Annotated in this window: 6 protein-coding genes; 5 read left to right on the top strand and 1 reads right to left on the bottom strand. The window is 70.0% G+C overall.

Annotated elements, in window-relative coordinates; translation table 11 throughout:
- The 4 genes from V7E45_RS36645 to V7E45_RS36660 all read left to right on the top strand — a co-directional run.
- Window positions 1-679 (top strand): hypothetical protein (locus V7E45_RS36645; protein WP_333778603.1); only part of this gene is annotated, 679 nt, incomplete at its 5' end.
- 17 nt (window positions 680-696) lie between these two features.
- Window positions 697-1,935 carry a sensor histidine kinase gene (locus V7E45_RS36650; RefSeq protein ID WP_333778604.1) on the top strand — a complete coding sequence of 413 codons (1,239 nt, stop codon included), beginning with the start codon at window positions 697-699 and terminating at the stop codon, window positions 1,933-1,935.
- A 138-nt stretch (window positions 1,936-2,073) separates the two neighbouring features.
- Complete coding sequence (locus tag V7E45_RS36655) at window positions 2,074-2,691, top strand: response regulator transcription factor (RefSeq protein WP_333778605.1); 618 nt, start codon at window positions 2,074-2,076, stop codon at window positions 2,689-2,691.
- Window positions 2,692-2,695: 4 nt separating this feature from the next.
- Window positions 2,696-3,415 carry a YoaK family protein gene (locus tag V7E45_RS36660; RefSeq protein ID WP_333778606.1) on the top strand — a complete coding sequence of 240 codons (720 nt, stop codon included), beginning with the start codon at window positions 2,696-2,698 and terminating at the stop codon, window positions 3,413-3,415.
- A gap of 23 nt (window positions 3,416-3,438) precedes the next feature.
- Here V7E45_RS36660 and V7E45_RS36665 read toward each other — a convergent pair whose 3' ends face one another.
- On the bottom strand, window positions 3,439-4,203 hold the full coding sequence (locus tag V7E45_RS36665; protein ID WP_333778607.1) for a YoaK family protein: 765 nt from the start codon (window positions 4,201-4,203) through the stop codon (window positions 3,439-3,441).
- 256 nt (window positions 4,204-4,459) lie between these two features.
- Between V7E45_RS36665 and V7E45_RS36670 the strand changes: the two genes are divergently transcribed.
- Entirely contained in the window at window positions 4,460-4,954 is a 495-nt protein-coding gene (locus V7E45_RS36670) for a universal stress protein (protein ID WP_333778608.1), read from the top strand.
- Window positions 4,955-5,019: the final 65 nt, after the last annotated feature.

Below are 5,019 nucleotides of genomic sequence, written 5' to 3' on the forward strand. Positions count from 1 at the left end.
CACCCTGAGTGCCGCCCTGGGTGTTCCCGTTGCCTCCACCCTGAGTGCCGCCCTGGGTGTTCCCGTTGCCTCCACCCTGAGTGCCGCCCTGCGTGTTGCCATTGCCGGCACCCTGAGTGCCACCCTGCGTATTCCCGTTACCGGCGCCCTGAGTGCCGCCCTGGGTGTTGCCATTGCCGGCACCCTGCGTACCACCCTGGGTGTTGCCATTGCCGGCACCCTGCGTACCACCCTGCGTGTTCCGGTTACCGGCGCCCTGAGTACCGCCCTGCGTGTTCCGGTTACCGGCGCCCTGCGTGCCACCCTGCGTGTTGCCGCCCTTCCTCGAATCGTTGTTGTTGTGGTGCTGGTGGTTGCTGCTCGCGTGTGTGGCCGAGTGGTGGTTCATCATGGGCGCTGCCTCGGCACTGGCGACACCTATGGTTCCGGCGGCCAGAGCGGCGATGCAGGAGATACCGGCGATACGGGCCATGTGACGTCGAATGTTCATCATGAGAAATCCTTCGGTTTGATTCCGGAGGCCGGTTGGCCTTTCGTGATTTCATTTCAGCCCGTCCGGGCACCGCTGTACGTCCACCGGTCGGTGGAGCGACCGGTTGACCCGGTCGTAGGAGGAGCGGTCGCGGGGCGGAGGCGACCCGGTTGCGCGGCCGTCGGGCTCTCCAGAACATTTCAGTGAGGCTTCTGGAGGATCCGATGGCACTCCCTGACGCATTCGCGGCCGCTCAGGAAGGCGTCCGGTCCGGGCGCCCGGACGGAGCCGAGGTGCCCGCTCTCCACCTGCGGAGAGCGTTCAGGTGGCAGGCGACGCTTCGCATCGCGGTCGTACTCGCCTTCACGGTGGACCTGGCGGTGTTCCCCCCGTCGGAGCAATTGCCGCTCTCGGTGGCGCTGGCCGCCGCCTACACCGTGTGGACCCTGGCGACACTCTGGGTGTCGTGGACGTCCCGCGGGCCGTACCCGGACTGGGTGTATCCGCTGGTCGACCTGACCCTGCTCACCGCGTTGATGGCGGTTTCCGGGAACTTCTCCGACCCGAACTGGAGCGCTCCGGTATCCGCCGACATCTTCCTGTTCATTCCGGTGCTCGTGTCTTTCCAGATGCGCCCGGTGCTCACCGCCGTTTCCGGCGTGCTGGCGGCGGCCAGTTATGTCATCGGGACCTGGGTCGGCCATTTTCGGCAGCCTTATCTGCATTTCACGCTGCTGCACGGTCTGTTCATTCTCGTGGTCTGCGCGGGCTGCGTCCTCCTCTCGGACGTGCAGCAGCACCGCGTACGGTCCATCAGGGAATTGGCGGAGCACCGTCTGTGGCTGCTGGATCGCATCATGGCGGCGGAGGAGCGGGAGCAGCGCAAGATCGCCGAGGTGCTGCACGACGGAGCGTTGCAGAATGTTCTGGCGGCCCGGCACTTCATCGACGAGGCCGAGTGCGGTCCCGAGGTGACCGAACCCCTGCACCGCGCCGACGAGGCCCTGACCACGGCGAGCAAGCAGCTTCGCTCGTCGGTGCGGACGCTGCATCCGGAAGTCCTCGTGTCAGGGGGTCTGGTGCACGCGCTGGAACACCTGACGCAGCAGGCGTCCGAGCGGGGGAAATTCCACGGCGAGGTTCGTTCGGGCATCACCACGGCGGGTTCCGCGGACCGGCCGCTCTACTGGCTGGCCAGGGAAATCCTCGAGAACGTCGTGAAACACGCGCAGGCGAAGAACGTCCTGGTGACCCTGCAACAAGCGGATGCGGAGAGCGTCCGCCTTTCGATCTCCGACGACGGCGTCGGGATATCCGGCGACGCCATGGCCCGGAGTCTGTCGTCCGGCCATATCGGCATCGCCTCGCATCGGGCCCGGATCGAGGGCATGGGAGGCGTCTTCAGTTTGCACAGCAACGAGTCGGGCGGAACGACGGTCGAAGCCGTCGTACCGGTGGGGTGAGGCTCCACTCCCGGTGGCCCGGGGGAATGGGCTCACCTAGTCTTGTCGAGAGCCGCCGAGAGCGATCACGAAGCAGCATGGTGCCGACGAAAGGTCGGGATTGCCGTGGCAACGCCGAATCCTGCCCGCATCAGAGTGGTGATCGCCGACGATCACCCCTTGTTCCGGGAAGGCATCTCACGCGCGCTGCAACTCAGCGGGACCATCGAGGTGGTGGCCGAGGCGGAGAACGGCCGGGACGCACTGGAGATCATCCGCCGGGAAGTGCCGGAGGTCGCCGTGCTGGACCTGCGTATGCCGGAACTCGACGGGATCGCGGTGCTCCATGCCCTGGTCCGGGACCAGGTCGAGACGCGTGTCCTGCTGCTCTCCGCCTTCACCGACAGCGCTTCGGTCTACCGGGCCCTGGAAGAAGGGGCCGCGGGCTTCCTGACCAAGGACAGCAAGCGCTCGGAGGTGGTCGAGGCCGTACGGGCGATCTCCCGGGGCAAGACGGTGGTGCCGCCCGAGGTGACGGGCGGGCTGGCCGAGGAGATCCGCATGCGGCGCTCCCAGAACGCCCCGACGCTCAGCGAACGGGAGCGGCAGGTCCTTGACGGTATGGCCCGGGGACTGAGCATTCCGCAGATCGCCCAGGAGCTGTTCCTCGGCACCAGTACCGTCAAGACCCATGCCCAGCGCCTCTACGAGAAGTTGAAGGTGTCGGACCGGGCCGCGGCGGTCGCCGAGGCCATGCGGCGCGGCCTGCTGGAGTGACCCCGTGGCCACGATCCACCGCCGCCCCGACACGTTGGCCGTCGGGACGCTGCTGGCCGCGGTGGGCGGATACCTCGACGCCTACACCTTCGTCCGGCACCGGGTGTTCGCCAACCTCCAGTCGGGCAATGTGCTGCTGTTCTGCGTGGAGGCCACGGCCCGGCACTGGCACCGGGCCCTCCTGCTGCTGATTCCCATCGCGGCCTTCGGCGTCGGCGTGCTCCTGGTGGAGATCCTCGGTCTGCCCCGTATGCTGCGGCTCGTGCCCCGGCCGCTACGGCTCGTGCTGACGCTCCAGATCCTGTTGCTGGCGGGGATCGCGGCCGTACCCGACGACGCCCCGGCGCAGGTGACCACGGTGACGGTGTCGTTCGTCGCCGCGTTGCAGTTCTCGACCTTCACGTCCATGCGCGGCGCGCCCTACACCACGCTCGCGGAGAGCGGGAACCTGCAGAAGGGCATCGTCGCCGCACATCAGTGGCTGTCCGCCAGGGAGCCGGCGGCCGCGCGGCGCACCGGGCAGTACGCCCTGGTCATCGCGGCGTTCGTGGCCGGCGCGGTGCTCGGCGCAGTCCTCACCCGGCTGGTCGGCGCTCCCGCGGTCGGCGTCGCCTCCGGTCTTCTCGCCGCCGTCCTCGCCATGCTCGTCCGCCAGACACGGCAGATGCAGCGCCTCGACGCCGCCGGCGAGGCGTCGGCGCCCACACCGCCGTCCGCGCCCTGAGCCGGCGTACGCCCAGGGTTCCGTCAGCCGTCGGCCTCGCGCGGCCTGCGTGCCGCGCGCTCGTCGTGCATGAAGAGGGCGAGCCCGGCAGCCAGGACGACGCAGGCGGCCCAGACCGCGCGCTCTCCCCACACGAGGGTCAGCCGGCCACCGCCGCACGCCCCCACCAGGAACGCGACGACGACGCTGGTGAACTGGCGGGAGCGGCGCCTGGCGTCCTCGTCCCCGTCGACCACCGCCTGGTAGAGGTTCTGCATGGCCGCGCGGAGGTTCCCGGTCGTCATCGTGCTGTTGTAGGCGGTGTCCACAAGCGTGCGGAAGGTGGACATCTGCACCGACGCCATGAAGGCGATCGGAACGGTGACGAAGGCGTCCGGGGCGCCGTCGGGGACCAGTCCGACCACTGCGAGTACGAGCAGTTCCAGCACGATGGCCGCCCGGGCCGGTCGTCGCAGCACCGCCACCACCCTGGGCCGTTGCAAGGTCTCGGCGACGAGCACCCCCGCCACGAAGGCGAGGATCGGCGGGACGTGGTCCAGGGCCTCCAGCCAGTGCCGCTGTGCGGTCGCGATGCCCAGCAGCACGACGTTGCCGGTCTGGGCGTTGGCGAAGACCCCGCCCCGGCTGATGAAGGTGTACGCGTCGAGGGCGCCACCGACCGTCGCGAGCAGGACGCCCAGGCGCACCGACCGGTGCGTGGCCGGTGCGGCGGGCCCTCCGGTGGGTCCGCCCGCGGGCACGGGCCCCTGCCCTCCGCCGCCTCCAGGCCGCGGCGTGGCGTCCGGCATGCCTCCCACCTCCACGGCGTCGCGGTCCTCCGATCATCGCCCACTCCCCGCTCCGGCGCGCTGTCGTACACGCCGGTCGAGGAGCGGGCCCCAGGGGCCGGGAGCCGCCCCGGCCACCTGCGGCTCAGGGCGCCCGTCGGGGGACACGGGAGTCATCCGGTCGGTCCCCCGAACGCCGGACACCCCGCGTCGCACGGCGGTCCTAGCGTCGTAAACGCAACGGTCCGAACCACCCCGCGAGTGAAGCGAGAACGACATGCGTTACGAACGAATCGAGACCAGGATCGACGAGCGGCGGCGTGTCGTCGTCGGCGTCGACAACGACCAGGGCAGCGTCGTGGCGCTGCGGTGCGCGGCCGAGGAAGCCCGCCGGAGTGGCGCCGTCCTCGTCGTCGTGGCGGCGTGGAGTCCCTTCGGCGGGGAGGTCGCCGAACGCACCTATCCGTGCCCCGAACTGGACGCCTCGCAGCGGGCGGCGGCGCACCGGGTGCTCGACAGCGCCTGCGAGCGCGCTCCGCTTCCCGACGACGTCGTGGTGGAGCGTCGGGTGGAGCGGGGCCCGCTGGGACCGGTCCTGGTGGCCCTGGCCGACGGCCAGGACGACCTGCTGGTGGTCGGGCTGCGTTTCCGGCAGGCGTTCGGCCGGCTGCGTTCCTCGGTCGACCGGTACTGCAAGCGGCACGCGGCGGCGCCCGTACTCGTCGTTCCGCCCCATTGGGAGGCGCCCGCCGTCCCCGCCCTCGCGGCCTGAGAGACCGGCGTGCACGGGCCCGGTTGTCCCGTTCCGGCGTGATGACCTCGACGATCCGTTCGAAC

This window comes from Streptomyces sp. IBSBF 3136, assembly GCF_036815105.1.
Classification (GTDB): Bacteria; Actinomycetota; Actinomycetes; order Streptomycetales; family Streptomycetaceae; genus Streptomyces.